General features: G+C 60.3%; 28 protein-coding genes and 2 tRNA genes. 13 read left to right on the forward strand and 17 right to left on the reverse strand.

Translation table 11 applies throughout. The annotated features are described in order from the left end of the window. Positions 1–38 precede the first annotated feature (38 nt). From LGT41_RS12475 to LGT41_RS12485, 3 genes are read right to left on the reverse strand one after another with little or no spacing between them, the layout of a single operon-like run. Positions 39–635 carry a retropepsin-like aspartic protease family protein gene (locus tag LGT41_RS12475; RefSeq protein WP_274127218.1) on the reverse strand — a complete coding sequence of 199 codons (597 nt, stop codon included), beginning with the start codon at positions 633–635 and terminating at the stop codon, positions 39–41. Further along, positions 635–1,252: a MarC family protein gene (locus LGT41_RS12480; protein ID WP_274127219.1), complete on the reverse strand. Its 618-nt coding sequence runs from the start codon at positions 1,250–1,252 to the stop codon at positions 635–637. Before LGT41_RS12480 ends, LGT41_RS12475 begins: the two co-directional genes overlap by 1 nt. Beyond that, positions 1,252–3,111 (reverse strand): ABC-F family ATP-binding cassette domain-containing protein, encoded by a 1,860-nt coding sequence (locus LGT41_RS12485; protein ID WP_274127220.1) that lies wholly within the window; start codon positions 3,109–3,111, stop codon positions 1,252–1,254. Before LGT41_RS12485 ends, LGT41_RS12480 begins: the two co-directional genes overlap by 1 nt. Positions 3,112–3,251: 140 nt before the next feature. On the opposite strand from LGT41_RS12485, the gene ndk reads away from it, so the two are divergent. Further along, positions 3,252–3,674: a nucleoside-diphosphate kinase gene (gene ndk, locus LGT41_RS12490; RefSeq protein WP_274127221.1), complete on the forward strand. Its 423-nt coding sequence runs from the start codon at positions 3,252–3,254 to the stop codon at positions 3,672–3,674. Here the strand turns inward: ndk and LGT41_RS12495 are convergent. From LGT41_RS12495 to LGT41_RS12510, 4 genes are all read right to left on the reverse strand, one after another. Then, entirely contained in the window at positions 3,671–3,997 is a 327-nt protein-coding gene (locus tag LGT41_RS12495; RefSeq protein WP_274127222.1) for a TfoX/Sxy family DNA transformation protein, read from the reverse strand. The two genes, ndk and LGT41_RS12495, sit on opposite strands and share 4 nt — an antisense overlap. Further along, complete coding sequence (gene purN, locus LGT41_RS12500) at positions 3,994–4,593, reverse strand: phosphoribosylglycinamide formyltransferase (protein ID WP_274127223.1); 600 nt, start codon at positions 4,591–4,593, stop codon at positions 3,994–3,996. Before purN ends, LGT41_RS12495 begins: the two co-directional genes overlap by 4 nt. Then, positions 4,593–5,642: a phosphoribosylformylglycinamidine cyclo-ligase gene (gene purM, locus LGT41_RS12505; RefSeq protein WP_274127224.1), complete on the reverse strand. Its 1,050-nt coding sequence runs from the start codon at positions 5,640–5,642 to the stop codon at positions 4,593–4,595. Before purM ends, purN begins: the two co-directional genes overlap by 1 nt. Before the next feature lie 82 nt (positions 5,643–5,724). Next, the gene (locus LGT41_RS12510) at positions 5,725–6,180 is read right to left on the reverse strand and encodes a hypothetical protein (RefSeq protein WP_274127225.1); all 456 of its coding nucleotides are present in this window, start codon (positions 6,178–6,180) and stop codon (positions 5,725–5,727) included. Positions 6,181–6,305: 125 nt separating this feature from the next. On the opposite strand from LGT41_RS12510, the gene LGT41_RS12515 reads away from it, so the two are divergent. Together LGT41_RS12515 and LGT41_RS12520 are read left to right on the forward strand one after the other, a co-directional pair. Continuing rightward, positions 6,306–6,381: transfer RNA gene (locus LGT41_RS12515), tRNA-Ile, on the forward strand. Positions 6,382–6,446: 65 nt separating this feature from the next. Beyond that, the gene (locus LGT41_RS12520) at positions 6,447–8,054 is read left to right on the forward strand and encodes a SulP family inorganic anion transporter (RefSeq protein WP_274127226.1); all 1,608 of its coding nucleotides are present in this window, start codon (positions 6,447–6,449) and stop codon (positions 8,052–8,054) included. Here the strand turns inward: LGT41_RS12520 and LGT41_RS12525 are convergent. Next, on the reverse strand, positions 8,051–9,307 hold the full coding sequence (locus LGT41_RS12525) for an ATP-binding protein (RefSeq protein WP_274127227.1): 1,257 nt from the start codon (positions 9,305–9,307) through the stop codon (positions 8,051–8,053). The two genes, LGT41_RS12520 and LGT41_RS12525, sit on opposite strands and share 4 nt — an antisense overlap. A gap of 121 nt (positions 9,308–9,428) precedes the next feature. Between LGT41_RS12525 and LGT41_RS12530 the strand changes: the two genes are divergently transcribed. The 8 genes from LGT41_RS12530 to LGT41_RS12565 all read left to right on the forward strand — a co-directional run bounded on the left by LGT41_RS12530 (position 9,429) and on the right by LGT41_RS12565 (position 15,403). Then, entirely contained in the window at positions 9,429–10,367 is a 939-nt protein-coding gene (locus tag LGT41_RS12530; protein ID WP_274127228.1) for an MBL fold metallo-hydrolase, read from the forward strand. A 79-nt stretch (positions 10,368–10,446) separates the two neighbouring features. Further along, positions 10,447–10,521: transfer RNA gene (locus tag LGT41_RS12535), tRNA-Asn, on the forward strand. 73 nt (positions 10,522–10,594) lie between these two features. After that, positions 10,595–11,755 carry a ribonuclease D gene (rnd, locus tag LGT41_RS12540; RefSeq protein ID WP_274127229.1) on the forward strand — a complete coding sequence of 387 codons (1,161 nt, stop codon included), beginning with the start codon at positions 10,595–10,597 and terminating at the stop codon, positions 11,753–11,755. A gap of 13 nt (positions 11,756–11,768) precedes the next feature. Continuing rightward, a complete protein-coding gene (locus LGT41_RS12545) occupies positions 11,769–12,404 on the forward strand; it encodes a precorrin-6A/cobalt-precorrin-6A reductase (RefSeq protein WP_274127230.1) in 636 nt (211 codons plus the stop codon). A 25-nt stretch (positions 12,405–12,429) separates the two neighbouring features. Next, on the forward strand, positions 12,430–12,894 hold the full coding sequence (locus LGT41_RS12550; protein ID WP_274127231.1) for a SufE family protein: 465 nt from the start codon (positions 12,430–12,432) through the stop codon (positions 12,892–12,894). 2 nt (positions 12,895–12,896) lie between these two features. Continuing rightward, positions 12,897–13,907, forward strand: a complete 1,011-nt coding sequence (gene bmt, locus LGT41_RS12555; protein WP_274127232.1) for a betaine--homocysteine S-methyltransferase — start codon at positions 12,897–12,899, stop codon at positions 13,905–13,907. Positions 13,908–14,006: 99 nt separating this feature from the next. Further along, positions 14,007–14,711, forward strand: coding sequence for a corrinoid protein (locus LGT41_RS12560; RefSeq protein ID WP_274127233.1), 705 nt, complete (start codon positions 14,007–14,009; stop codon positions 14,709–14,711). A gap of 83 nt (positions 14,712–14,794) precedes the next feature. Beyond that, positions 14,795–15,403, forward strand: a complete 609-nt coding sequence (locus tag LGT41_RS12565; RefSeq protein WP_274127234.1) for a DUF1638 domain-containing protein — start codon at positions 14,795–14,797, stop codon at positions 15,401–15,403. Here LGT41_RS12565 and LGT41_RS12570 read toward each other — a convergent pair. From LGT41_RS12570 to purC, 6 genes are all read right to left on the reverse strand, one after another. Continuing rightward, positions 15,380–16,720, reverse strand: a complete 1,341-nt coding sequence (locus LGT41_RS12570; protein ID WP_274127235.1) for a sigma-54-dependent transcriptional regulator — start codon at positions 16,718–16,720, stop codon at positions 15,380–15,382. The two genes, LGT41_RS12565 and LGT41_RS12570, sit on opposite strands and share 24 nt — an antisense overlap. Before the next feature lie 3 nt (positions 16,721–16,723). Then, positions 16,724–18,478 carry a sensor histidine kinase gene (locus tag LGT41_RS12575; RefSeq protein WP_274127236.1) on the reverse strand — a complete coding sequence of 585 codons (1,755 nt, stop codon included), beginning with the start codon at positions 18,476–18,478 and terminating at the stop codon, positions 16,724–16,726. 78 nt (positions 18,479–18,556) lie between these two features. After that, positions 18,557–19,228 carry a phosphoribosylformylglycinamidine synthase subunit PurQ gene (purQ, locus tag LGT41_RS12580; protein WP_274127237.1) on the reverse strand — a complete coding sequence of 224 codons (672 nt, stop codon included), beginning with the start codon at positions 19,226–19,228 and terminating at the stop codon, positions 18,557–18,559. An 11-nt stretch (positions 19,229–19,239) separates the two neighbouring features. Further along, positions 19,240–19,716 (reverse strand): DUF3592 domain-containing protein, encoded by a 477-nt coding sequence (locus LGT41_RS12585; protein ID WP_274127238.1) that lies wholly within the window; start codon positions 19,714–19,716, stop codon positions 19,240–19,242. Positions 19,717–19,722: 6 nt separating this feature from the next. After that, on the reverse strand, positions 19,723–19,962 hold the full coding sequence (purS, locus tag LGT41_RS12590) for a phosphoribosylformylglycinamidine synthase subunit PurS (RefSeq protein ID WP_274127239.1): 240 nt from the start codon (positions 19,960–19,962) through the stop codon (positions 19,723–19,725). A gap of 11 nt (positions 19,963–19,973) precedes the next feature. Continuing rightward, complete coding sequence (gene purC, locus LGT41_RS12595; RefSeq protein ID WP_274127240.1) at positions 19,974–20,735, reverse strand: phosphoribosylaminoimidazolesuccinocarboxamide synthase; 762 nt, start codon at positions 20,733–20,735, stop codon at positions 19,974–19,976. Between the two features lie 162 nt (positions 20,736–20,897). Between purC and LGT41_RS12600 the strand changes: the two genes are divergently transcribed. Continuing rightward, positions 20,898–21,212, forward strand: a complete 315-nt coding sequence (locus LGT41_RS12600; protein ID WP_274127241.1) for a DUF1476 domain-containing protein — start codon at positions 20,898–20,900, stop codon at positions 21,210–21,212. A 118-nt stretch (positions 21,213–21,330) separates the two neighbouring features. Here the strand turns inward: LGT41_RS12600 and LGT41_RS12605 are convergent, their stop codons facing one another. Together LGT41_RS12605 and purB are read right to left on the reverse strand one after the other, a co-directional pair. Next, positions 21,331–22,227 (reverse strand): cation diffusion facilitator family transporter, encoded by an 897-nt coding sequence (locus tag LGT41_RS12605; RefSeq protein ID WP_274127242.1) that lies wholly within the window; start codon positions 22,225–22,227, stop codon positions 21,331–21,333. Positions 22,228–22,236: 9 nt separating this feature from the next. Beyond that, complete coding sequence (gene purB / locus LGT41_RS12610; protein WP_274127243.1) at positions 22,237–23,544, reverse strand: adenylosuccinate lyase; 1,308 nt, start codon at positions 23,542–23,544, stop codon at positions 22,237–22,239. A gap of 52 nt (positions 23,545–23,596) precedes the next feature. Here purB and LGT41_RS12615 point away from each other — a divergent pair, with 52 nt between their 5' ends. Then, a complete protein-coding gene (locus tag LGT41_RS12615; RefSeq protein ID WP_274127244.1) occupies positions 23,597–24,037 on the forward strand; it encodes a DUF6314 family protein in 441 nt (146 codons plus the stop codon). Between the two features lie 75 nt (positions 24,038–24,112). Here LGT41_RS12615 and LGT41_RS12620 read toward each other — a convergent pair whose 3' ends face one another. After that, positions 24,113–26,206, reverse strand: a complete 2,094-nt coding sequence (locus LGT41_RS12620; RefSeq protein WP_274127245.1) for a dipeptide ABC transporter ATP-binding protein — start codon at positions 26,204–26,206, stop codon at positions 24,113–24,115. Position 26,207: the final 1 nt, after the last annotated feature.

The following is a 26,207-nucleotide window of genomic DNA, read 5'->3' on the forward strand; positions in this document are numbered from 1 at the left end:
ATATAGGGGCTTTTGGCGGCCTTGCACTTTGATCTGGATCACTCGCGCGACAGCACCATCTGGTCTTCCTCAATTTCAATGCGGCTGAAAAGCGACAGATAGCGCATTCCCAGCAGCGAAATATCGAGCGCGCCGCCATTCACCTCGGCCAGCAGGTTGGTATCGACAAACGGGCCGAATTCCGTCCGGCCAAGGCGCACAGGCGCGGTTTGCACCGGGCCATTGGCGGTTTGCGCATTGCCGAAATAGCGCAGTTCGTTCACATCAAGGCCAATCCGCTCGGCATCGCTGCGCGACAGCACAATGCCGCTGGCCCCCGTATCAACGGCGAAATCAACATCAACCCCGTCTACGCGCAAAGTCGCATAAAAATGCCCGTCATAGTTGCGGGTCAATGTCACCTGTCCGGGCTGGCTTTGGGCGGCCGGTGTTGCGCTGCGCAGTGTCAGCGATAGCTGGTCGCGCAACCCGTAAGCGGCCACGGCGCCCACAAAGATCAGCCCCCAGATACCCAGATGCTGCAGGCCGCGGTTGAGCTGGCGGTGCCCCGAAAATATCATCGACCCGCCGATAACCAGCAACAACAGCACCAAATAGGCCAGTCGCGCCTGTCCGTCTGAGTCGAGTCCTAACATTATCCGGGCACCAATCCAAAATCTGACAAGCCATCAAGAATGAACTGCACTGACAGGGCCGAAAGAAAAATTCCGAACAGCCGCGTGGTTACCATGATGCCAGTGCGCCCCATTGCTTTGGCCAATATACCCGATACGAGGAACATGGCAAAAACTAATATGAGAATGGCAAACATAACGCTAAAGACAATTGCCTGACCCGTAACATCGGGGTGTTCGCCGGTCAGCAGGATCATCGAGGTCATGGCACCCGGGCCAGCCAGCAGCGGCATGGCGAGCGGAAAGACCGACGGGTCATTCTCGGAATTGGCGTTGTTTTCGCGCCGCTGGGTGCGCCGCTCGAACAACATGTCAAGCGCCGTGATAAACAGCAAAACCCCGCCGGATATGCGAAAAGCCGGCATGGAAATGCCAACCGCGCCAAGCAGATCTTCGCCCACCAGCCCGAACAGGGCCAAAATCGCCGCCGCTACAAGGCAGGCGCGCAGCGCGATGCGGCGGCGTTTCTGAACGTCCATACCGTCGGTGAGCGCCACGAAAAGCGGGGCAAGGCCGATCGGGTCGACCACCACGAAAAGCGTTACAAAAACCGCGAAGGCGAGTTCGAGTTCCTGCATTACTGGGCCTTTTCCAAAGCCAGTTGCGCCTGTTCCCACAACTTTTCGGCGCGCTGCATGGCCGTGTCGATCTCGGCGCGTTTTTTCTGCAACTTCTCGATCTCCTCGACATCATTGCTGGCATAAAGCGCCGGATCTGATAGCCGAAGATCAATGCTGGCGCGCATTTCGTCAAGCTTTGTGATGCGGCCTTCGGCTTTTGTCACCTCGGCACGCAGCGGGGCCAACAGGTTGCGTGCCGCCGGTTTGGGCGCGGCTTTGGGCTTTTGGGCCGCTGTATCGCGCACGGGCGCGCCGCCGCGCTGGCTGAGCAGCAGCTTGCGATACGCCTCCATATCATCGTTATAGGGGCGGACCTTGCCGTCTTTCACCAGCCACAGCCTGTCGGCCACCAGCTCCACCAGATGCGGGTCGTGGCTGACCAGAATGACCGCGCCGTTATATTCGGTCAGCGCGGTGACAAGTGCCTCGCGCGATTGGATATCAAGGTGGTTTGTCGGCTCGTCCAGCACAATCAGATGCGGTGCTTCGAGCGTGACCAGCAGCATGGAAAGCCGCGCCTTTTGCCCGCCGGATAGCTTGACCACCGGCGTTTCGGCCTGCTCGGCCCCCAAACCGCCTGCCGCCAGCCGTGCGCGCAGCTTGGCGGGTGTCTCGGTGGGGCGGTGGCGGCGCAGGTGCTGCACCGGGGTTTCGTCGGGGTAAAGCTCGTCAATCTGGTGCTGGGCAAAATAGCCGATGCGCAGTTTGGAGGCCCGAAACACCTGACCCTTTTGCGCCTCCAGCCGCTCGCATAGCAGTTTGGCAAGGGTGGATTTGCCCTGACCGTTCGCGCCAAGCAGCGCGATACGGTCATCCTGGTCTATCCGCAAATCAAGGTCGCGCAGAATTGGCGCGCCACCATAGCCGACATCGACACCTTCCAGCCGGATGATCGGCGGCGAAAGCTCTTCTGGGCTGGGAAAGTTGAAGGGCGCGACCGTGTCGCCGTAAATTTCAATCGGCGGGCCCATACGCTCGATCGCCTTCAGGCGCGACTGGGCCTGACGCGCCTTGCTGGCCTTGGCGCGAAAACGATCGACAAAGCTTTGCATATGCGCGCGCGCCGCATCTTGCTTGGCCTTTTCGGCAATCTGCCCTTCCAGCCGTGCGCGGCGCGTGGCCTCGAACGTGTCGTAATTGCCGCCGTAAAGCGTAAGCTTTTTCTGGTCCAGATGCAGAATATGCGTCACCGCGCGGTTCAGCAAACCGCGGTCATGGCTGATGATGATGACCGTATGCGGATACTTGGCCAGATAGTTTTCCAGCCAGATCGCGCCTTCAAGGTCCAGATAGTTTGTTGGTTCGTCCAGCAACAGATAATCGGGTTTGGAAAACAGCACGGCTGCAAGCGCAACGCGCATCCGCCAGCCGCCGGAAAAATCGGAACAGGGGCGGGCCTGGGCTTTAGCATCAAAGCCAAGTCCGGACAGGATTGAAGCGGCGCGCGCTTCCGCCGAATGGCTTTCGATATCGGCCAAACGGGTTTGAATTTCGGCAATGCGGTGCGGGTCGGTTGCGGTTTTCGCCTCGGCCAGCAATGCGGCGCGCTCGGTATCGGCGGCCAGAACGGTGTCCAGCAGGCTGGTAGAGGAGCTTGGCACCTCTTGCGCCACGCCGCCAATGCGCGCGCGCGACGGGAACTCGATGCTGCCGTCATCCAGTGTCAGCTCGCCCCTGATCAGCCTGAAAAGCGTGGTTTTGCCCGTGCCGTTCTTGCCCACAAGCCCCACCTTGTGGCCGGTTGGAATTGTGGCATTGGCATTCACCAGCAAAGGGTTGCCGTTCATCAGAAATGTTATGTCGCGTATATGTAGCATGGGGCGGGGTATTGCGCGGCGCGCGCGCGAAGTCAATGCGTAGCAAAATGGGGCGAATTGCCCCTTTCCTGCCCAGCCCTGCCATGCTATTGGGCGGCGCAATTACAGGGCCCAAGGGGGCCAAAACCCAGGAGATTACAATGGCCGTCGAACGCACACTTTCGATCATCAAGCCCGATGCAACCCGCCGCAACCTGACCGGCAAGATCAACGCCAAGTTTGAAGATGCAGGCCTGCGCATTGTCGCACAGAAGCGCATTCATCTGAGCATTGCACAGGCACAGGCGTTTTATGCCGTTCATGCCGAGCGCCCCTTCTTTGGCGAGCTGACCGAGTTCATGGCATCGGAACCCGTTGTCGTGCAGGTTCTGGAAGGCGAAGGCGCCATTGCCAAAAACCGCGAAGTGATGGGCGCAACCAACCCCGCCAATGCCGATGCAGGCACCATCCGCAAGGAATTTGCGCTTTCGGTTGGCGAAAACTCGGTTCACGGCTCGGACGCACCTGAAACCGCCGCCGAAGAGATTGCCTATTTCTTCTCGGGTCTGGAACTGGTCGGCTAACGCCGCTTACCCGTTCCGAGCTTGTCCAAAGCCGCCTCGATATCGGGGCGGCTTTTTGCTTTGCTGGATGTCACCAGCGCATCGAATTGTTTGCGCAGCTTGGCCTTTTCCTTCGGGTCAAGGTCGTTCCAGCCACGGCCCTGCAGGCCCATGACCAGCACATAATAGCCAATGAAATGCGGGCGCGCGCCGCTTTCAAGCAGGGCCAGATAGGCGGCATCGGCCCCCATTGCCTGAATTTCTTCGGCTGTTGTAATGCCCGCGCGCCTGAACGCCTCCTCGGATGCCGGACCAAGGTTGCGGATTGTGGAAATCGCGCTCATTTGGTGGGAAAGGCGGTTCCGCTCAGACCGGCCGCAAATTCGCGCAGCACCTGCGGATAGAGCATATGTTCGCGCTTGAGCAGCCGGGCGGCAAGGGTTTCCGGCGTGTCATCGGGGTCGATATCCATAGTCGATTGCCCAAGGATCGGCCCGCCATCGAGCGTTTCATCGACCAGATGCACGGTGCAGCCATGCACGGCCATGCCTGCCGCCAATGCCCGTTCATGCGTGTGCAGCCCGGGAAAGAGCGGCAGGATCGAGGGGTGGATGTTCAGAATCTTGCCCGCCCAGTTGCGCACAAATTCGGGCGACAGGATGCGCATGAAGCCGGCAAGGCAAATAATGTCGGGCTTTGCGCGGCTCAGCTCTGTGTGCAACGCCGCCTCGAAGTTGGCACGGTTCTTGGGAAAGTTGCGATGATCGACCACCGCAGTTGCGACACCGCGCGCCGCGGCCCGCGCCAGCCCGCCCGAGTCGGGGTTATTGGACAGGACAAGCACCGGTTCGGCGGGGTGATCTTCGGTAGCCATATCGTTGAGCAGCGCCAGCATGTTCGAGCCGCCGCCCGAAATGAGGATGGCAACCCGTTTGCGCATTATGCCAGCACCCCGGCATAGCGAATACCTTCGCCATCCGTGACCGTGCCCAGCGTGACCACTTTTTCGCCCGCCGCCTCGCACACCGCGCGCAGCGTATTCGCCTCGTCAGGCGAAACAACCGCGATCATGCCAATGCCGCAGTTGAAGGTTTTGAGCAATTCGGCCTGCTCCAGCCCCGCGGTTGCGTTCAGCCATGCAAAAACAGGCGGCAGCGTCCAGGCTTCCAGGTTGATGTCTGCTCCAAGACCTTCGGGCAATACGCGCGGCAGGTTTTCGGTAAGGCCGCCGCCGGTGATATGCGCCAGACCATGCACACCACCAGTGCGGATCGCGGCCAGCGCGGCGGCCACATAAATGCGCGTGGGTGCAAGCAGGGCGGCGCCAAGGCTTTCGGCCTGGTCGTCGAAGGGGCAGGGGGCATCCCAGCCCAGCCCGGTTGTTTCTACAATCTTGCGCACCAGCGAATAGCCGTTGGAATGCACGCCATTGCTGGCAAGGCCAAGCAAAACATCGCCCGCCGCTACATTGGCGGGCAGGGCGGTGCCACGCTCCATCGCGCCAACGGCAAAACCTGCAAGGTCAAAATCGCCCGCATCATACATGCCGGGCATTTCGGCGGTTTCCCCGCCGATCAGCGCCGCACCAGCCGCTTTGCAGCCAGAAGCGATGCCGTTGATGACGGCGGCCGCCTCATCCACCGCAAGCTTGCCGGTGGCGAAATAATCGAGAAAGAACAGCGGCTCGGCACCCTGGCAGACAAGGTCGTTCACGCACATGGCGACAAGGTCAATGCCGACGGTGTCGACAATGCCGGTATCAATCGCAATGCGCAGCTTGGTGCCAACACCATCGGTGGCCGCCACCAGAACCGGGTCGGAATATCCGGCGGCTTTTAGATCGAACAGCGCGCCGAACCCGCCTAGCCCGGCCATCGTGCCGGGGCGGTCGGTTGCTTTTGCGGCAGGTTTGATCCGCTCGACCAGCGCATTGCCGGCATCAATATCGACGCCTGCATCGGCATAGGTCATTCCGTTTGGTATGGTCATTGTCACCCCATCGCTGCGCTTCTCGATGGGTTAACCCATCGCGGCGCGGGGTTCAATGTGGTGCGTGCGTGGCGCGCTACATTTAGCCAGCCGCCGCGACAACGGCCTTGCCGATTGCCACGGCCGCCGGGCGGTTGGTGCGTGAAAAGGCACGGTGGAACTTGGCCGTAAACTGGCCAGAGTCATGCGGAAACGCGATATTCGTGAAGATGGCACCGCTTTCGCCGCGCACGGCTTTCCCGCGAAGGCCCGCCAATGCAATGGCCTGAGCCGATTTCACCGAGTCAACGGCCACCGCCAAGGTCGACCATTTTGGCGCAACCTCTGCCACAAGTATATGCGAAGATGTCAGCCCAACGATATAATGTTTGGTTAACTTTTGCGTCATCAACACGCCCGGAACGATGGCCAGCGCAAAGAATGGCAACATATACAGAATGTTGGGCTGCTTTATGCCATAGGCGGCTTGCGAAATGTCTTGCCCTGCGGCGATCGGGGCCAGAATTTCATGCATCATTTCTTCGGTCAACTTGGCCATTGTTACGCTCCTACTGCACTTGATACATGCTAAAATAGTTTTACCATACGGTAAAGATATTCGATGCGCCCAAAGCCGACACAATACTTGACGGCGCGGCTCAAACAGCTATGCATTGCGCCGGCGGGCCTGTAGCTCAACGGTTAGAGCAGAGCGCTCATAACGCTTTGGTTGGGGGTTCAAATCCCTCCGGGCCTACCATTTCGCTTTCCATTTCCCGCCAAACCCCCTAGACGGGCGCCCCAAGCCACAAAAAGAGGCCAGAAATGGACCGACTGACCACGATTGCCGATTTTGCCAAACGTATGGCGCTGCCAAGCCTGACGGGTGATCGGCTTACGCCGACTCAGGCGCGCATCGATGTGCTGTCGGGCCTGACCGTGGCGCTGGCGCTGGTGCCCGAAGCGGTGGCTTTCGCCTTTGTGGCCGGCGTGCAGCCAATGGTCGGGCTTTATGCGGCCTTCATCGTGGGGCTGATTACCGCCCTCATCGGCGGACGGCCGGGCATGATTTCGGGTGCAACCGGCGCGCTGGCGGTGGTCATGGTCGCGCTGGTGGCCGATCATGGTGTGCAATATCTGTTCGCAACCGTGGTGTTGATGGGCATTTTGCAAATTACCGCCGGTGTGTTGCGGCTGGGCAAGTTCATCCGCATGGTGCCGCACCCCGTTATGCTCGGCTTTGTAAACGGTCTGGCAATCGTCATTTTTCTGGCCCAGCTCGAGCAGTTCAAAGTGCCAGATGCCACCGGCGGAACCGAGTGGATGGACCTGCCAACACTGGCGCTTATGCTTGGCCTTGTCGTGCTGACAATGGCGCTGATCTGGCTCACGCCCAAGCTGACCCGTGCCATACCGGCACCGCTTGCTGCGATTGGCGCGGTGGCGGTTCTTGTCATCCTGCTCGATATCCCCGTGCCGCGCGTGGGTGATCTGGCCAGCCTCAAGGGCGGATTGCCCGAATTTGCTGTGCCCAGCGTGCCGTTCACTTGGGAAACATTCAAAATCATCCTGCCTTATTCGATTATTCTTGCGGCAATCGGGCTTATCGAAAGCCTGCTCACGCTCAATCTTGTGGGTGAGATTACCAACAAGCGCGGCGGGGCCAGCCAGGAATGCGTGGCGCAGGGCGTGGCGAACACCGTGACCGGGTTTTTCGGCGGCATGGGCGGCTGTGCGATGATCGGGCAAAGCATGATCAACGTCAAAAGCGGCGGGCGCACACGGCTTGCCGGCATTGCGGCGGCGCTGTTCTTGCTTAGCTTCATTCTGTTCGCCAGCCCGCTGATCGAGCAAATTCCGCTGGCGGCGCTTGTCGGCGTGATGTTCATGGTGGTGATCGGCACATTTGCATGGCAGAGCCTTCGCATTCTGCGCATCATCCCGCGCGCCGATGCTTTCGTGATTGTTCTGGTGACCGCCGTCACCGTTTATGAAGACCTGGCCATTGCCGTTGTTGTGGGTGTGATCGTTTCGGCGCTTGTCTATTCCTGGAACGCCGCCTCGCGCATTCATGCGCGTGTGCGCAATTCGGCCACCAGCCCCGGCGCGCGGGTATACGAGCTTGAAGGCCCGCTGTTTTTTGGTTCGGCCACGCGCTTTCAGGAATTGTTCGATATCGAAAATGACCCGGAGCTGGTGATTGTCGATTTCATGGGTTCGCGCGTGGTTGACCAATCGGCCCTTCAGGCGATTGAGGCGGTGGCCGCAAAATACGCCGAAGCAGGCAAGCGGCTGCAATTGCGCCACCTGACGCATGATTGCCACCAATTGTTAAGCTCGGCCGGGCAGCTGATTGTCGATGCCGATGATGACCCGGATTATGCGCTGGCGGTCGATTACGATGTGCGCCTTGGCCGGCTTGGCAGCCATTAGCGCGGCAGGCGCAGGCTGGCGCGCAGCCCGCCAAGCTCGATGCTGACACCCAGTTCAAGCGCGCCGCCATGACTGCGCGCCGCGTCGGTGGCGATTGACAGGCCAAGCCCGACACCGCCACCCTTGTTCTGGTTGCGCGCCTCATCCAGCCGCGTGAAGGGCCGCACGGCGCGGGCGCGGTCGGCCTCGGCAATGCCGGGGCCGTTATCTTCCACCACAAATTCCACTGCTTTTGGTAAAAGCCGCAGCGTCAGCCGCACGCGGGTGCCATAGCGCACGGCGTTGTTCACAAGGTTTTGCACAGCCCGCTCGATCGCGCCGCTGCGCATCGTGGTAATGGCGCTTTCAGATGTCGGGTTGAAGACCTGCATTGTCACTTCGGGCATTCCGGTGGTGGGCAGGCCGCGCCGCGTTGCCTCGACCACGGCTTCGGCCAGCGCCAGCGCGTCGGTCTCGCGCAAATCATCGGCCGCCTCGCCCTTGGCAAAGGCAAGAAACTCGTCAAGCATGGCTTCCATCTCGGCCAGATCGCGGCGCATGGCGGCGGTATCCTCGTCATCTTCCAGAAATTCGGCGGCCAGCTTGAGCCGGGTAAGCGGTGTGCGCAAATCATGGCTGATCGAGCTGAGCATGGCCGTGCGCTGGCCCATTTGCCGTTCCAGCCGTGTGCGCATGGCCAAAAAGGCAAAGATCGCGCGGCGCACCTCCTCGGCCCCGCTGGGGGTGATCGGCAGAACCTGCCCCTTGCCAAAGGCGCTGGAAACTTCGGCCAGGCGGCGAATGGGGCGTGTCTGCAAGCGCAAGAACGCCATCGAAATGAGAATGAGCAGAATGGATGCAAAGATCATCAGCACCAAAAGCTGGTGGGCATTGCGCGCCGAAACCCGGCTGCGCGGCAAATCGACAAACAGGCGCACATCGCCCGTATCGATGACAAGCCGCACCAGGAATTCGCTCTGTGTCAGGTCGATGCGCACCGGGGCTTTCAGCCGGGCGGAAAGCTCGCGTATCAGCACGCGGCCCGAAAGGTCATACCAGTTATGCAGGTTCTCGGCCGGCAGTGGCCCGTCGCCCAGCGCAATCTCAAGCCCGAAATCCTGCGCCAGATCGGCCAGCGGCGCGCCGCCCTCGGCGCGCACCTGGTCGATGATGTGGTTCAGTTCCAGCACCACGCCTTCGGTCATCTGCCGCGTGACACCGGCAAAATGGCGGTTGATGAAGACAAGCCCGACAATCAGTTGCAGGCTGATCATCGGCATGATCAATATAAGCAGTGTTCGGAAAAACAGCCGTTTGGGCAGATAATTTTTAAGACCATGCTTTGCCATAGACCAGCGATAATCAGGCAAAGCGCCGCTGGCAAGAGAGGGTGACATGCAAACACCGTTTGATTTGACCCATGCGCCGCCTATCGGCATGGCAGAAACGCTGGCGCCGGGCTTGCAGGTGGTTACCGCGCCCAATGCTAGCCCGATGACCTTTACCGGCACACGCAGCTATATTCTGGGCGATGATGACGTGGCGTTGATCGACCCCGGCCCGCTGGATGCCGCGCATGAAACTGCCCTTCTGGCCGCGCTTGGCGGGCGACGAGTTGGCCATATTCTTGTAACCCATGCGCATGTAGACCATTCGCCATTGGCGCAACGCCTGAGCCAGCGGCTCGATGCGCCGGTGCTTGGCTTTGGCCCCGCCCATGCGGGCCGCTCGCCGCTGATGGCACAGCTTGCCAGTGCAGCCGAACTTGGCGGGGCCGAGGGGATTGACGCAGGCTTCACCCCGCATCAAACCCTTGCCGATGGAGATATTATCAGCGGCAAGGGCTGGGCCTTGCGCGCAATGCATACACCCGGCCACCTGTCCAACCATCTGTGCTTTGCATGGGATGATGCCCGCACGCTGTTTTCGGGCGACCATGTCATGGGCTGGGCCAGCACGCTCATCTCTCCGCCCGATGGCGACCTTGCCGCCTTCATGCACAGTCTGGAGCGGCTCGAATCAATGCCCGGCTATCGGTATTACCCCGGTCATGGCGCCCCTGTGGCCGATGGCTTGGCCATTGCGCGCCACCTGGCCGCGCATCGCCGCAACCGGGCAGACCAGATCCTGACAGCACTTGCCGCGCACCCGGCAACGCCCGCAGAACTGGTTGCACGCATCTATACCGACATCCCCCCGGCCCTGCACGGGGCAGCGGCGCGCAATGTGCTGGCGCATTTGCTTGATGAACTGGCGAAAGGCCGCATTACCCATAGCGGCGCGTTGAAATCCGATGCGGTTTTTTTCATACAATCCCAACACTTTAGCAAATAGATGCGCAAATTCGCCATATTCCTCTTGTGAGGGTTTTAGCCCTTTGCTATATCCACCCCGCACGCCAATTGGCGGCTATTCCGGCGTAGCTCAGCGGTAGAGCAGTTGACTGTTAATCAATTGGTCGTAGGTTCGATCCCTACCGCCGGAGCCACCAAGCGCGTGCAAATTTTCCCATTCGCAACTTTTGCATGGCCGTTGCATGACGCAAGCGTTATAGCAATGCCATGAAAACCATAACCACCACTGCGGCGCTGGCCGAATTTTGCGACATTTGTGCAAAACACCCCTATGTAACCGTCGATACCGAGTTTCTGCGCGAGCGGACCTATTATTCGCAGCTTTGCCTTGTGCAAATGGCCTATCCGGGCGCGGATGACAGCAGCGGCGTGCTGATCGACACGCTGGCCGAAGGCATTGACCTTGCGCCGCTTTATGCGCTGTTTCGCAATGAGAATGTGCTGAAAGTCTTCCATGCCGCGCGGCAAGACCTTGAAATCTTCGTGCTGAATGCGGGGGTTATGCCCACGCCGTTTTTTGATACGCAGGTTGCCGCAATGGTGTGTGGCTTTGGCGATCAGGTGGGCTATGACACGCTTGTGCGCAAGATCACCCGCGCGAATATCGATAAATCGAGCCGCTTCACCGACTGGTCGCGCCGCCCGCTGAGTGATGCGCAAAAATCCTATGCGCTGGCCGATGTAACCCATTTGCGCGATGTCTACGAATATCTGGCCGCCGAGCTGGAGCGGCGCAAGCGCAGCCACTGGGTAAAGGAAGAGCTTGCCGTGCTGACCGATCCGGCCACCTATAAGGTGGACCCTGAAACCGCGTGGCAGCGTATCAAGACCCGCAACAACAATGGCCGGTTTCTGGCGATCGTGCGCGAACTTGCGGCGTTCCGCGAGGCAGATGCGCAAAGCCGCGACGTGCCGCGCAGCCGCGTGATGAAGGATGACGCCATTCTGGAGCTTGCCGCTTTGCGCCCCGGCACGCTGGAAGAGCTTGGCCGCGCCCGCCTGTTGCAGCGCGAAGGGCGCAAGCCGGCGGTAAGCGAGGCGATTTTGGCCGCAATCGCGCGCGGTATGGCAACGCCCGGCAAAGAGCAGCCGAAAGTGGCCGAAGCCCCCCAGCGCAAACAGGGCAGCGGCGCGCTAGGCGATTTGCTGCGCGTGCTGCTCAAGGCTAAATCGGAAGAAACCGATGTGGCGGCGAAGCTTCTGGCCAATGCCGCCGACCTTGAAGCACTGGCCAGCGATGACGACCCCGATCTGCCCTGCCTGAAGGGTTGGCGGCGCGAGGTGTTCGGCGAAGATGCGTTGCGCCTGAAGGCGGGCAAGATCGCGCTTTCGGCCGGCCCGAACGGGGTGGAGATTGTCGCGCGGTAAGCCCAGGATTGCTGTGCATGGCAACAGCCGCGAGGCGCGCCAGTTGCGCGAACGGCTTGCGCAAGCTGGGGCTTTGGCAGCGGATAGCGCCGCCGAGCTGCACATTGTCGCGCCGCACCCGTTTGCCGAGGATGTGGCAGCACTTCAGGCGCGTTTTACGCCCTGCATCATGCTGCGCCGCCCCGGTTGGGCGGCTGCACGGGGCGATAACTGGCATTGGGTGGCGTCCCCGCAACAGGCGGCTGACTGGCTGGCAGAACATGCGACCGGACCGGTGCTTGTTGCGCTTGGCAACGAGCGGTTGGCGCCGTTCTATGCGCTGACATCAACACCGCTGGTCATCCGCTCGCGCAAGGCGCCGCATCCGGCACAACCGCCATTGGGCGAAGTCATTGTCGACTCGGGCCCATTCAGCGAAGCCAGCGAAATCGCCGCCTTTCGCAAGCACGGCATTACAACGGTGGTTGCTCATGATGCGGGCGGGCAGGGTGGCTGGCCGAAACTTGCCGCCGCGCGTGCGCTTGGCCTGCCGGTGGTGCTGTTGCGCCGCCCCGACTGGCCCGCTGGCACCGCGTTTGATGATGTTGCAACGCTCTGGCGGCATCTGCGCAGCACGCTGGGGCTGGACCTTCCGCCATATGCGCCCTAAATCAGTGGCAAGCAAAGGGAACAGCATGGCCAGCCCGAAATTTGAAGCACTAGTCGATGATTTTGAATTCCTTGACGATTGGGAAGACCGCTATCGTCATGTGATCGAGCTTGGCCGCGCCATGCCCGCCATGCCGGATGCCCATAAATCCGAAGCGACACGGGTCATCGGCTGTGCCTCGAATGTCTGGATCTGGCCGCTAATCGAAGGGCAGGGGCCATCGGCGCGCATTGGCTTTGAGGGCGATAGCGATGCGATGATCGTGCGCGGGCTGATCGCCGTGCTGCACGCGCTTTACAGTGGAACCACCGCCGCCGAAGCCGCCAAAATCGACGCGAGTGCCGAGCTTGCCCGCCTTGGGCTTGACCAGCATCTTTCTGCGCAACGCTCCAACGGGCTGCGCGCCATGAGCAAACGGCTGGCCGACCTTGCCGCCGCCCTGAATGACAACCAGCCCGCCCCTGTAACCGGCGCGGCCAGCGGAGCCTGAACATGACAAACGCTTTTTCCGAATTGCTTGCCAGCCGCGACTGGCTTTTGACCGATGGCGCCACCGGCACCAACCTGTTTGCAATGGGGCTGGAGGCCGGCGAGTCGCCCGAAACCTGGAACCTGACCGAGCGCGCCAAGATCGCAGCACTTTATCAGGGCTCGGTTGATGCGGGCAGCGATTTGTTCCTGACCAACAGTTTTGGCGGCAATGCCGCGCGCCTGAAGCTGCATGATCTGCAAGACCGTGTGGGCGAGATCAACCGCATCGCCGCCGAAATTGGCCGCGAGGTGGCCGACGCGTCGAACCGCAAGATCATCGTGGCCGGATCGGTTGGCCCGACGGGCGAGATCATGGAGCCGGTCGGCGCGCTTTCCCATGCCGAAGCCGTTGAAATGTTTGAAGAACAGGGCCGCGCGCTTCTGGATGGCGGGGCCGATGTTTTGTGGCTGGAAACCATTTCCGCCCCCGAAGAATACAAGGCCGCCGCCGAGGCTTTTGCCAACCTCGACGCGCCCTGGGTTGGCACGATGAGCTTTGACACGGCTGGGCGCACGATGATGGGCGTGACCAGCCCGGCTATGGTTGCGCTGGTAGAAAGCCTGCCGAATGCACCGCTGGCCTTTGGGGCCAATTGCGGCACCGGGGCCGCCGATATTCTGCGCACCGTGCTTGGCTTTGCGGCCACCGGCACCACACGGCCAATCATTTCCAAGGGCAATGCCGGGATTCCGAAATATATGGATGGGCATATCCACTATAACGGCACGCCGGAACTGATGGCCGATTACGCCGAAATGGCGCGCAATTGCGGGGCTAAAATTATTGGCGGCTGCTGCGGCACCCAGCCCGAACATTTGCGCCATATGCGCGACGCGCTTGAAACCCGCCCGCGAGCCGAAGCGCCCAGCCTTGAGGCGATTGTCGCCGCCCTTGGCGCCTTTACATCCGCCGATGATGGCAGCACCGGGCCAACGGAAGGGGGCCGCGAGCGCAGCCGCCGCCGCCGATAGGTCGCGGAAACGACCAAGCAGGTCGCAATTCCTAGCGATTCGCAGCATAAACCGTGACAAATGGACCTTAAGACAACGGCTTGAATAAGGATGTGCCCAATGGCCGACGAGAATGACGACCTGATCCTGGCAGACCTCAGCGATGACGAACTCGTCCCGCAGATGCATGACGACCTTTATGACGGGATGAAACCCGAAATCGAGGAAGCCGTGCATATCCTGCTGGAACGCGGCTGGACACCTTATGACATTCTGACCAAGGCCCTGGTCGAGGGAATGCGCATTGTCGGTATCGACTTTCGCGACGGTATCCTGTTTGTGCCCGAAGTGCTGCTTGCCGCCAACGCCATGAAGGCTGGAATGCATATTCTGAAGCCGCTGCTGGTTGAAACCGGCGCGCCGCAGCTTGGCAAAATGGTCATCGGCACGGTGAAGGGCGATATCCACGATATCGGCAAGAACCTTGTTTCGATGATGATGGAAGGGGCCGGCTTTGAGGTGCGCGACCTTGGCATCAACAATTCGGTCGACAGTTATCTGGACGCCCTCGAAGCCGAAAAGCCCGACATTCTGGGCATGTCGGCCCTGCTGACCACGACCATGCCCTATATGAAGGTTGTCATCGACACGATGGTCGAAAAAGGGATGCGCGATGACTTTATCGTTCTGGTGGGCGGCGCCCCGCTGAACGAGGAATTCGGCAAGGCGATTGGCGCCGATGCCTATTGCCGCGATGCCGCCGTTGCTGTGGAAACCGCGAAAGAATTTGTGCTGCGCAAGCACAACCGCGCCAAAGCGGGCTGAGCGGGCCAAACGAAAGAAACAGGGCGCCCGCTGGATAGCATGGCGCCCTTTTTTGCTGGAAACCGGCGTGGTAGGCTTGGGCTATGGATATGAACGAAAAAATTCTGCTCATCGCCTGCGGGGCATTGGCGCGCGAAATTCTGGCGCTGAAAGCCATGAATGGCTGGCAGCATATGGAGCTGCAATGCCTGCCCGCGCAATTGCACCTTCGGCCCGACAAAATTCCCGATGCGGTTGAGGCGGCGGTGCTTGAGGCGCGCGATCGTTATGCGCAGATCTTCGTGGTCTATGCCGATTGCGGCACCGGCGGGCTGCTGCAAGCCCGCTGTGCCAGGCTCGGCGTGGACATGATTGCCGGGCCGCATTGTTATTCCTTCTTTGAAGGCAACGCGCGTTTCGCGGCGCATGGCGAGGTAACGGCCTTTTACCTGACCGATTTTCTGGCCCGCCAGTTTGATGCCTTTGTGTGGAAACCGATGGGGTTTGACCGGCATCCAGAGCTGATCGACATGATATTTGGCAATTACACCACACTGGTCTATCTTGCCCAGACCGAGGCACCAGAGATTGACGCAATGGCACAGGACGCGGCCCAAAGGCTGGGCTTGGCCTATGAACGCCGGTTTACCGGCTATGGCGATCTTGCAACCGCCATGACCGGATTGGTTTCAGACAAAATCGGCGCGGCTTAGCCCGTATTTTGCCATTTTCTCGTTCAATGTGCGCCGGGGCAGGGCAAGCTCATCCATCACCCGCGCGACCGAACCATTGTGCCGGTTGAGCGAGTTTTCAATCAGCATCCGCTCGAAGGCTTCCACATGCTCTTTGAGCGGCTTCACCATCACCTCGGCCTCTTCGCTGGTTTCACTGGCCAAAAGGGCCGAAACATCCTCGCCTCCGCGGCGCGATTGCAGCACCGCACGTTCGGCAAGGTTCAGCAATTGCCGGATATTGCCGGGCCAGTCGGCGCGCAGCAGGTTGGCGGCATCATTCGGGGTAAGCTGCGGCGGCTCGCAGCCGTAATCTTCCGCAAAAAGCTGGGCGAAACGGTTGAACAGCAGCAGCACATCTTCGCCACGGTCGCGCAGGCTGGGCGCGGTGATTTCCATCGCCGCGATGCGGAAAAACAGATCCTGCCGCAAGGCTTCCTTTATGGTGGCATCATTCTCGGCCTGCCCGCAAACCGCGATCAGCCGCACACGCGGCGCTTCGCCTTCCGCCGCTTCCTGTGCGAGGCTGTCGAGCATGGTCATCAGCCGCACCTGCATGGCGGGGCTGAGCGCCTCGATTTCCTCCAGGCACAGGGTGCAGGGCACGGTCATCTCCATGATCGGGCGAATTTCGGCGGTGTCGGACGGGCCAAACAGGCGTTGCTCGATGGCGTCATCGCTCATCGCGGCGCAGTTCAGCACAATGAACGGGCGGCCCTGACGGGTGCCGCAAGCGTGGATGGCATGGGCGATCAGGCTTTTGCCGGTGCCGGTTTCACCCCAGATCATGACATTGCCATCGGCCTGCGCAAAATCCAGAATATCTTCGCGCAACCGTTCCACAGCCGCCGAACGGCCCATGAGCTTGCGCAAAAGCACCGTGCCATCGGACAATTCGCGCCGCAAGGCGCGGTTATCCAGTGTCAGGCGGCGGGCTTCGATGGCGCGTTTGCACAGATCGGCCAGCCGGTCAGGGTCAAACGGTTTTTCGACAAAATCATAAGCGCCGGCGCGCATCGCCTCGACCGCCATAGAAATGTCGCCATGACCGGTGATCAGAATGATCGGCAGCGCCGGGTCAAGCTGCTGCACGCGTTTGAGCAGCGCCATTCCACCCATGCCGGGCATCCGGATATCGGATACGATGATCCCCGGAAAACCCGAGCCGATCTCGGCCAGGGCCGCCTCGGCGCTGGCAAAGGATTGTGTAGGAATTTCTGATAGTTCCAGCCATTGGCTAATGGAATCGCGCATATGTGCTTCGTCATCGACGATTGCGACGGTCAGACTGTTGGGCATGGTTTACTCCGCTGCCTTTTTGGCCCCGTCAGCGCGGGGCAGTTGCAATTCAAACACCGCGCCAAGCGGCACGCCGTTGCGGGCAATCAGCCGCCCGCCCATTTCGGTGGCAATTCCGGCTGATATTGCCAGTCCAAGCCCGACACCTTCGCCGGGCTGTTTGGTGGTGTAAAACGGCTCGAACACGCTTTCAGGGTCTTCGATACCATAGCCGTTATCCTCGATGCGCAAAGAAATTGTTTCGCCCAATTCCAGCGTAACGGCAATGCGCGGCTCGGTCACTTTGGCCACGGCATCCAGCGCATTGCTGATCAGGTTCACAATTACCTGGCCAATGCGCTGGCTATCGCCCAGCACATAGGCGGGCGCATCGGGCAGGTTTTGCACAAGCGTGACCGTCTGCTTGCCCAAACGGGGTGACATGATGGCCAGCGCATCGGTGACGCAGTTGCGCAGATCGACCAGCACCGCCACATCGCCGGCCTTGCGCGCATGGCTGCGCAACTGTTTGGTTATGTTGCCCATGCGTTCGGTCAGGTCATCAATGCGTTGCATGGAGGACAGCGCCTCTTCGGTGCGGTTGCGCTTTACCAGCAGGCGCGCGCCGGCCAGATAGGTGCGCATGGCGGCAAGCGGCTGGTTCAGCTCGTGGCTGACGGCGGCACTAAGCTGGCCGAGGGCTGCGAGCTTGGCCGCCTGTTCCAGGCTTTGCTCGGCCGATTGCAGGCTGCGCTCGGCACGGATGCGCTGTTCAACCTCGGCCGACAGGCGGGCATTCAGGGCACGCAATTCAGCACTTTCACGGTGGCTGCGGCGGCTTTCGCGCGTGGCGCGGCGGCTGGCTATGTAAAACAACGCCGCAGCCGCAATGGCCATGAACATGATTTCGAGCGCGATGACAGCATTGACCCGCGCATCCACACCATCCATCGGCGCGAAATAGCTGAGCTTCCAGCCGCGAAAGCCAAGCGTGGCTTCGCTGACCATGAAACGCTCGCCATCAATATACACAAGCTCTGACAGCGGAATTTGCTGGAGCAGGCCAAACACCCGCTGCGCCGTGGTCGGGCGGCGCGCGGTTTCGATAATGCTGGTCAGGTTCTGAGACCGCCACCCCAGATCGGACGAGATCAGCACCGTGCCTTGCGCATCGGCCATGCTGACGCGCACATTCGAGCGGCGCCACAGGTCTTCGGCGCGGTTCAGCCCGACCTCGACAACAATCGCGCCCATGATGCTGCCCAAAAGTTCAACCTTCTGGCCATAGTAGAACCGCGTGGTGCCCGAGGCCGGGTCGGTCACGGCTGAAAACAGGGTGCCTTGCGTGCGCAGCAACTGGCTGAAAAACTCGCTATCCGAACGGCTTTCACCCAGCATCCGCCTGTCACTCGCGGCGACGATATTGCCGGTCAGGTCCATCAGAAACACGCTTGCAGCGCCGGTTTCTTCCTGAAAGCCCTGCAAACGCTGCGAGGTTGAAATATAATCGCCCGTCGACAGCGCGGTGATCAGCGTTGCATCGCGCGCCAAAAGCGTGGGCACAACGGCAAAACGCTCCAGCGTGGATTTGAGGTTGCCCGCATAAAGGGCCGCGCGAAGTTCGGCCTGCGCGCGCTGGGTTTGCGTGAAGCTGGCGGTCAGGTAGATATTCGAGACCCACAGCACCACCAATGCCGCCGCAACCCCAAGCCCGATGCCCCAGCGGATAAGCCGGGCCTGCCTTGGGGTGGTTTGTGCTGCAACGGGCGGGTTTGTCATGCGGCCAACCTATGCCCGCCAACAGCCCGCCTCAAGCCAGTATGATTACCCCATTGCGGGAAGCCGCCGAAAGCTGGCCTAGGCGTTGGCCATTGCGCCGACCAATGATTGAAACACCAAGGCACCATCGGTGCCGCCGAGGGCTTCATCATTGGCGCGCTCTGGATGGGGCATCATCCCCAGAATCCGGCGGTTTTCCGAAAGGATTCCGGCGATGGACCCGGCGGAACCATTGGGGTTGTCGACATAGCGAAAGGCAATGCGGTCATCGCCCTGCAAGCGCGCCAGATCGTCGGGCGTGGCGAAATAGTTGCCATCGTGATGGGCGACAGGCACGCGCAGCACGCGGCCCTTTTGCAACGCGTTGGTAAAGGGGCTGTTGGTGGTTACGGTTTCAAGCTCGACATCGCGGCAAATGAATTTCAGCCCGGCATTGCGCATCAGCGCGCCCGGCAGAAGCCCGGTTTCCAGCAGCACCTGAAAGCCGTTGCACACACCCAGCACCATGCCGCCGGCTTGCGCAAATTCCACCACGGCCCGCATAATGGGCGAGCGCGCCGCAATCGCCCCGCAGCGCAGATAGTCGCCAAAGGAAAACCCGCCGGGAATGGCCACAAGATCAAGCCCTTCCGGCAGGCTTGCATCCTTGTGCCAGACCATATGTGCCGGGCGGCCCGAAGCGCGTTCCAGCGCCACGGCCATATCACGGTCGCAGTTGGAACCCGGAAATACGATAACAGCCGATTTCATGGCGCAATTCCTTATTTTGCAGGTGGCACGTGGCGTGCAGCACGGCGCGAAAGTATGATCCAGCCAAGCCAGGCAACAAGAAAAAGCACAACCCCGATGCCAATGACCATAAGCGCGAAACCATAGTTATAGGTAAAGCCGGTCAGTCGCACATTGGCGGGCATTTCCGGGTCATACAATACAGGAACATCCGAACCCGTGGGCAGGCTCGCCTCATCTATCGGGCTGCCAAGCTCGGTTGAAACCACGCCGCCATCGGTGGTGAATTCCAGAAAGGGCGTATAGCCGCCACCGGGAAGCGCGGCATAGGTGACAACGCTCGCCTCTGCTGTCACGGCGTTTGAAACGAAGGTATATGATACAAAGGCCAGTGCCATTCCAAGCGCCAGAAACATGCAGGGCACCATGAACACAAGCACCCTGACGCCGGCCGAAGGGCGGCGAACGCCGTCTGGCCCTGTGGTTACAAAAACGCTGTCCTGTTCCATGACGCCCTAGCCGATATGGATGCTGTAATTTTCGATCACGGTATTGGCCAGCAGCTTTTCGCACATTTCGGCCACAGATTTGCGCGCGGCGTCCGGGTCGGTTTCGGCCAGATCAAGTTCGAGCATCTTGGACTGGCGCACCGCATTCACCCCGGCAAACCCGATCGCGCCCAAAGCATGGCGCACGGCTTCGCCTTGCGGGTCCAACACGCCGGTTTTCAGGGTAATGTCGACTCGAACTTTCATGCTGAATTCCTTTAGTGAACGAGTTTGGGGCCGGTTTTACCAGCATTGGCGGGCGGCAAGACGCCAAGGCGGCGCGCCACTTCGGAATAGGCATCCGACAGCGAGCCAAGGTCGCGGCGGAACACGTCTTTATCAAGCTTCTGGCCGGTGGCAATATCCCAAAGGCGGCAGCTATCGGGGCTGATCTCATCGGCCACCAGCAGGCGCATATAGTCGCCATCATAAATGCGGCCGATCTCGATCTTGAAATCGACGAGCTTGATGCCAACCGCCAGCATCGTGCCTGACATGAAGTCGTTCACCCGCAGCGCAAGTGCGACGATATCGTCCAGATCTTGCTGGCTGGCCCAGCCAAAGGCGGTGATATGCTCTTCGCTGACCATCGGGTCATGCAGGGCATCGTCCTTGTAGTAGAACTCGATAATCGGGCGGGGCAGGGGCGTGCCCTCGTCAATGCCAAGCCGCTTGGAGATGGACCCGGCCGCCACATTGCGCACGACCACTTCGAGCGGAATGATCTCGCAACTGCGCACAAGCTGTTCGCGCATGTTCAGGCGGCGGATGAAATGCGTTGGCACGCCAATGCTGTTCAGCCCGTTCATGAAATATTCCGAAAGGCGGTTGTTCAACACGCCCTTGCCCTCGATCACATCTTTCTTGGCGCCATCGCCAGCCGATGTGTCATCCTTGAAATACTGCACAAGGGTGCCGGGCTCCGGGCCTTCATACAGAATTTTGGCTTTGCCTTCATAAATCATGCGGCGACGGGCCATAACACTCTCCAACCAATGCCGATGGGGCGCGGTTGCGCCGGGTCGGGTTTGGTGCCCCCTATAGGCAGTTATCCAGCAATGGGCAAGGATTCGCACACGCAGCCCTTGTCGCACCCGCCCTTGGGTGATTATCTATAGCCAACCGAAATTGAGGAGAGCCGGATGACAACCTTTGATGACCGCGAAAACGCGTTTGAAAACAAATTCGCGCATGACGCTGAAATGCAGTTCAAGGCCGAAGCCCGGCGCAACAAACTGCTTGGCCTTTGGGCGGCCACATTGCTGGGAAAGTCAGAGGCCGATGCCAAAGCCTATGCAATGGAAGTGGTGAAGGCCGATTTTGAAGAGGCGGGCGATGAAGACGTGTATCGCAAGCTTGCCGGCGATCTGGGCGGCGCCAGCGATGAAACCACGATCCGCACCAAAATGGCCGAACTGATGATTGAAGCCAAGCGCCAGTTGATGGACGAGCTTTAACGGCGCGCTGCGCCTGGTGTCAAATACCGCGCCGTCCCGGGCTTGACCCGGGACCTCGCCTTCGCCTCAAGCGAGAGGCCCCGGGTCAGGCCCGGGGCGGTCTGGCACGCTGAACCTGCTATGCATCGTCAACCTTCACAAAGCCATGACGTTTTGCCTTGTCCTCAGGTTCGACATGAATGGTCACATTGGCATTCTCAACGGCTGCCATCAGCGCCGCCTCCACCACGTCACACATTGCATGGGCTTCATTCACCGTCGCCTCACCCGGCACGACAAGGTGAAAGTCGATGAAAATGCGCTGGCCGGCATTGCGGGTGCGAATGTCATGGGCCTGAACGGCGCCCGTGGCATGGGCGGCAATTGTGCTGCGGATGATCTGAAGGGTTTCTTCTGGCAAAGCCTCGTCCAGCAATTCGCTGAGCGATTGTCTGACAACCTTGGCCCCGGACCACAGAATGACCAGGGCCACGATACTGGCCATTAGCGGGTCGAGCAGCCACCAGCCAGTGAGCAGCACCAGAACCAGGCCCAGGGCCACGCCGACCGAGGTCAGCACATCGGACAGCAAATGCCTGCCATCGGCGACCAGCGCGGGCGAGCTGAACCGCCTTCCATAGGTGATCAGCGTCCAGCACCAGGCGCCGTTTATCAGCGTCGCAACAAAGGTAAAGGCAAGGCCAAGCGCGGGCGCATCCAGCGGCGCGGGGTCCAGAAAATCAAAATAGGCAGCGCGCAGAATAACCAGCGCCGCAATGATGATCATCACGCCTTCCAGCACCGCACTCAGAAATTCGGCCTTGTGATGGCCATAGGGGTGGTTGGCATCGGCGGGCAGGGCGGCCACGCGAATGGCCAGCAATGCCGCCAGCGCCGTGACCACATTCACCGTGCTTTCCAGCGCATCCGAGAGCAGCGCAACCGAACCTGTCACCCACCAGGCCAGCAGTTTCAGCCCCAGCACAAAGAAGCTGACAAACATGGACCCAACGGCCAGCTTCATGACGCGCGACATGGCCACCCCCTAGCCTGCGCCAAAGACCCGCGCAAAGATCGTATCCACATGCTTTGTGTGGTAGCCAAGGTCGAATTTTTCCTCGATCTCATCGGGGCTGAGCGCGGCCAGCACATCGGCATCGGCCAGCAGTTCTTCCTTGAAGTCCTTGCCCTGTTCCCACACTTTCATGGCATTGCGCTGCACGAGCCTGTAGCTGTCTTCGCGCGATACACCGGCCTGGGTCAGGGCGAGCAACACGCGCTGGCTCATCACCAGACCGCGGAACTTGTTCATATTGTCGAGCATGTTCTGCGGATAGATCACCAGCTTGTCGACCAGCCCGGTCAGACGCGCCAGCGCGAAATCGAGCGTGACGGTCGTGTCGGGGCCGATATTGCGCTCGACACTCGAATGGCTGATATCGCGCTCGTGCCACAGGGTTACGTTTTCCAATGCAGGCACCACGGCCATGCGCACAAGGCGGGCAAGGCCCGTCAGGTTTTCGCTGAGAACCGGGTTGCGCTTATGCGGCATCGCGGAAGAACCCTTCTGGCCGGGGCTGAAGAACTCTTCGGCCTCCAGCACCTCGGTGCGCTGCATATGGCGAATTTCGGTGGCAATATTTTCAATGCTGCTGCCAATCACCCCAAGCGTGGCAAAAAACATGGCATGGCGGTCGCGCGGAATAACCTGTGTGGAAATCGGCTCGGGTGTCAGGCCAAGCTTGGCGCAAACATGCTCTTCAACCGCAGGGTCGATATTGGCGAAGGTGCCAACCGCGCCGGAAATCGCACCGGTGGCAATTTCGGCGCGCGCGGCCACAAGGCGGGCGCGGTTGCGGTCCATCTCGGCGTAAAAGCGCGCAAAGGTCAGGCCCATTGTTGTCGGCTCGGCATGAATGCCGTGGCTGCGGCCAATGCGAATGGTGTCCTTATGCTCCAGCGCGCGGCGCTTCAGGGCAGCCAGCAGTGCGTCAAGATCGGCGATCAGAATATCGGCGGCGCGCACAAGCTGGATGTTGAAGGCGGTGTCCAGCACATCGGAACTGGTCATGCCCTGATGCACGAAGCGCGCCTTTTCCGGCCCGATGATTTCGGCCAGATGGGTGAGGAAGGCGATCACATCATGCTTGGTTACGGCTTCGATCTCGTCAATCCGCGCCACATCGAACGTGGCGTCTTTCGCCGTCCACACCGCTTCGGCATGGTCTTTGGGAATAACGCCAAGGGCGGCTTGCGCATCGCAGGCATGGGCCTCGATCTCATACCAGATGCGGAACCGGGTTTCAGGCGACCAGATGGCCACCATGTCGGGGCGCGAATAGCGGGGGATCATTGGCATATCCTTGCGGGCTGGTGAAACACTGCCGCCCTGATAGACTGCGCGCATGAAAGTCTCAAGCCAAACACAGGCAGAAATGCTGCGCGATATGCTTGCCGGGCCGTGGCGGCTGGCGCGCAAGATCGATGACCATCTTGCAGGGCAGGTGGTAACGCTGGCCGGCACGGCCAGTTTTACGCCCTATGATGGCGGCTTGCTGCAACGCGATGCGGGCCAGCTTTGCCTGCCCGATGGCCAGCGCATTGAAGCGGCGCAAAGCTATATCTGGCGGTTCGAGGCGGATGAGGCCTGGATGGATTATGCCGATGGCCGCCCGTTCATATCGCTTGCCGCCCCGTTTGGCGTGGTCGATTCGGCGCATCTATGCGGCGATGATCATTACGACGTGCGCTTTGACTTCCGCCAGGCAGGCGATTGGACAAGCACTTGGCGGGTGAAAGGGCCGCGCAAAAACTATGTCATGCAAAGTGCTTACAGCCGCGAATGAAAGCGGTGATTTGCCAAAAAAAATAGCCAGCGCACTACACGCGCCGGCTAAATACAATCCACGTTTCAAATGGACTTAAGTCGTAGCTTCAATTGTAATCACAGGCTCCATCGCGTCAAGAATTTCCTGATCGAGATGGCATTTCACCTGATGGCCCGAGGCAAGGTCACGCATGGGCGGCAGGGTCGTGTCGCACAGGTTCCCCGGCACCGATGATTTGCGCGCGCAGCGGGTTTGAAAGGGGCAGCCGGGCGGCGGGTTGAGCGCGGAGGGAATGTCGCCCTCCAGCACAATCCGCTTTTTCTTCACCCGCGTATCGGCAATGGGCACGGCAGAAAGCAGCGCCTCGGTATAGGGGTGGTAGGGGGGCGAAAAGACCTGATCGGTCGTGCCCATTTCAACCACATGACCAAGATACATAACCATCACACGGTCGGCCAGATAGCGCACGATCGACAGATCGTGGCTGATGAATATCAGCGTGGTGCGCGCCTCGCGCTGGATGTCCATCAGCAGATCGGTCACCGCCGCCTGCACCGAAACATCGAGCGCGCTGACAGGCTCGTCGGCCACCACAACCTTGGGCGAGCCTGCAAAGGCCCGCGCAATGCCAATGCGCTGCTTTTGCCCGCCCGATAGCTGGCGGGGCAGGCGGGTCGCAAATTCGCGCGGCAGTTTTACAAGGTCCAGAAGCTGTAGCATCCGCTCGTGGCGCTCGGCCTGACTGTTGCCAATGTCGAATTTCTCCAGCACACGCATGATTTGCGCGCCGATTGTGTGGCTGGGGTTCAGCGTGTCAAACGGGTTCTGGAACACCATCTGCAAATCGGCAATCGTGCGGGTTTTGCGCTGCTGGATCGGCACGGCGCCGATATCGTTGCCCGACAGGTTGACCGAGCCATCGGTGACGGTTTCCAGCCCCAGCAGAATTTTGGCCATTGTCGACTTGCCGCAACCCGATTCACCGACAATCGCCAGCGTTTCGGCCTCGCGCGCAACAAAGCTCAAATCCTCATTGGCTTTGACAACGCGCGTCTCGCCGCCGCCGAAAATGGCATTTGCGGCAACCTCGTAATATTTGCGCAGGTTTTCGACACGCAAGATCACCTCGCCCGGCGGGGCGGCTTCGTGTTCGGTTTTCGCGGGTGGCTTGGCGTTCCAGTCAATCTCCTTGTGGCGCAGGCAGCGGGTTTCGTGGCGGTCAAAGGCCTTGCCCTGAAGCTCATCCATCGGAATATCGCGCGCATTGCACACACCATCGGCAAAATAATCGCAGCGCGGGCCGAAATTGCAGCCTTTGGGGCGCTCGTGCGGCAGAGGGAAATTGCCGGGAATGGCCACCAGCGGCGCGGCATTCTTGTCAGCCCCCGGCAGCGGGATGGAGCGGAACAGCGCCTGCGTATAGGGGTGGCGCATTTTGTCGAACACCGTTTCAATCGAGCCGGTTTCAACCGCCTCGCCCGAATACATCACGCATAGCCTGTTGCAGGTTTCCAGCACCAGCCCAAGGTTATGGCTGATGAACAGCATCGAGGTGCCATATTTCTTGCCAAGGTCCTTGACCAGATCGACGATACCGGCTTCCACCGTCACATCCAGCGCGGTGGTCGGCTCGTCCAGTATCAGCAAGGCAGGTTCGGCCATCAGCGCCATTGCAATGACGATGCGTTGCTGTTGCCCGCCCGAAAGCTGGTGCGGGTAGCTGTTCAAGATACGCTCGGCATCGGGCAGGCGCACAGCCTCGACAACCTCATAGGCCAGCCGCCGTGCCTCGGCCTTGCTGGCACCGGCATGAAGCATGGGCACTTCCATGAGCTGTTTGCCGATCTTCATGGCCGGGTTGAGGCTGGCCATCGGCTCCTGGTAGATCATGGCAATTTCGTTGCCACGTATCTGGCGCAACTCGGCCTGGCTCATCTTGGCCAGATCGCGGCCCTTGAACTTGATCGAGCCGCCAACCACGCGGCCATTCACGCCAAGGTCTTGCATGACACCCAGTGCCACGGTCGACTTGCCGCAACCGGATTCGCCAACCAGCCCCATCGCTTCGCCCGGCATGACGGTGCAGGAAAAATCCATCACCGCCGGAATTTCGCCCGCGCGGGTGAAAAAGCTGATCGACAGGTTTTCGATTTCAAGGATCGGCCCGTCATATTTTTCTTTTACCATA

This window comes from Abyssibius alkaniclasticus (assembly GCF_020447305.1).
In the GTDB taxonomy this organism is placed as follows: domain Bacteria; phylum Pseudomonadota; class Alphaproteobacteria; order Rhodobacterales; family Rhodobacteraceae; genus Abyssibius; species Abyssibius alkaniclasticus.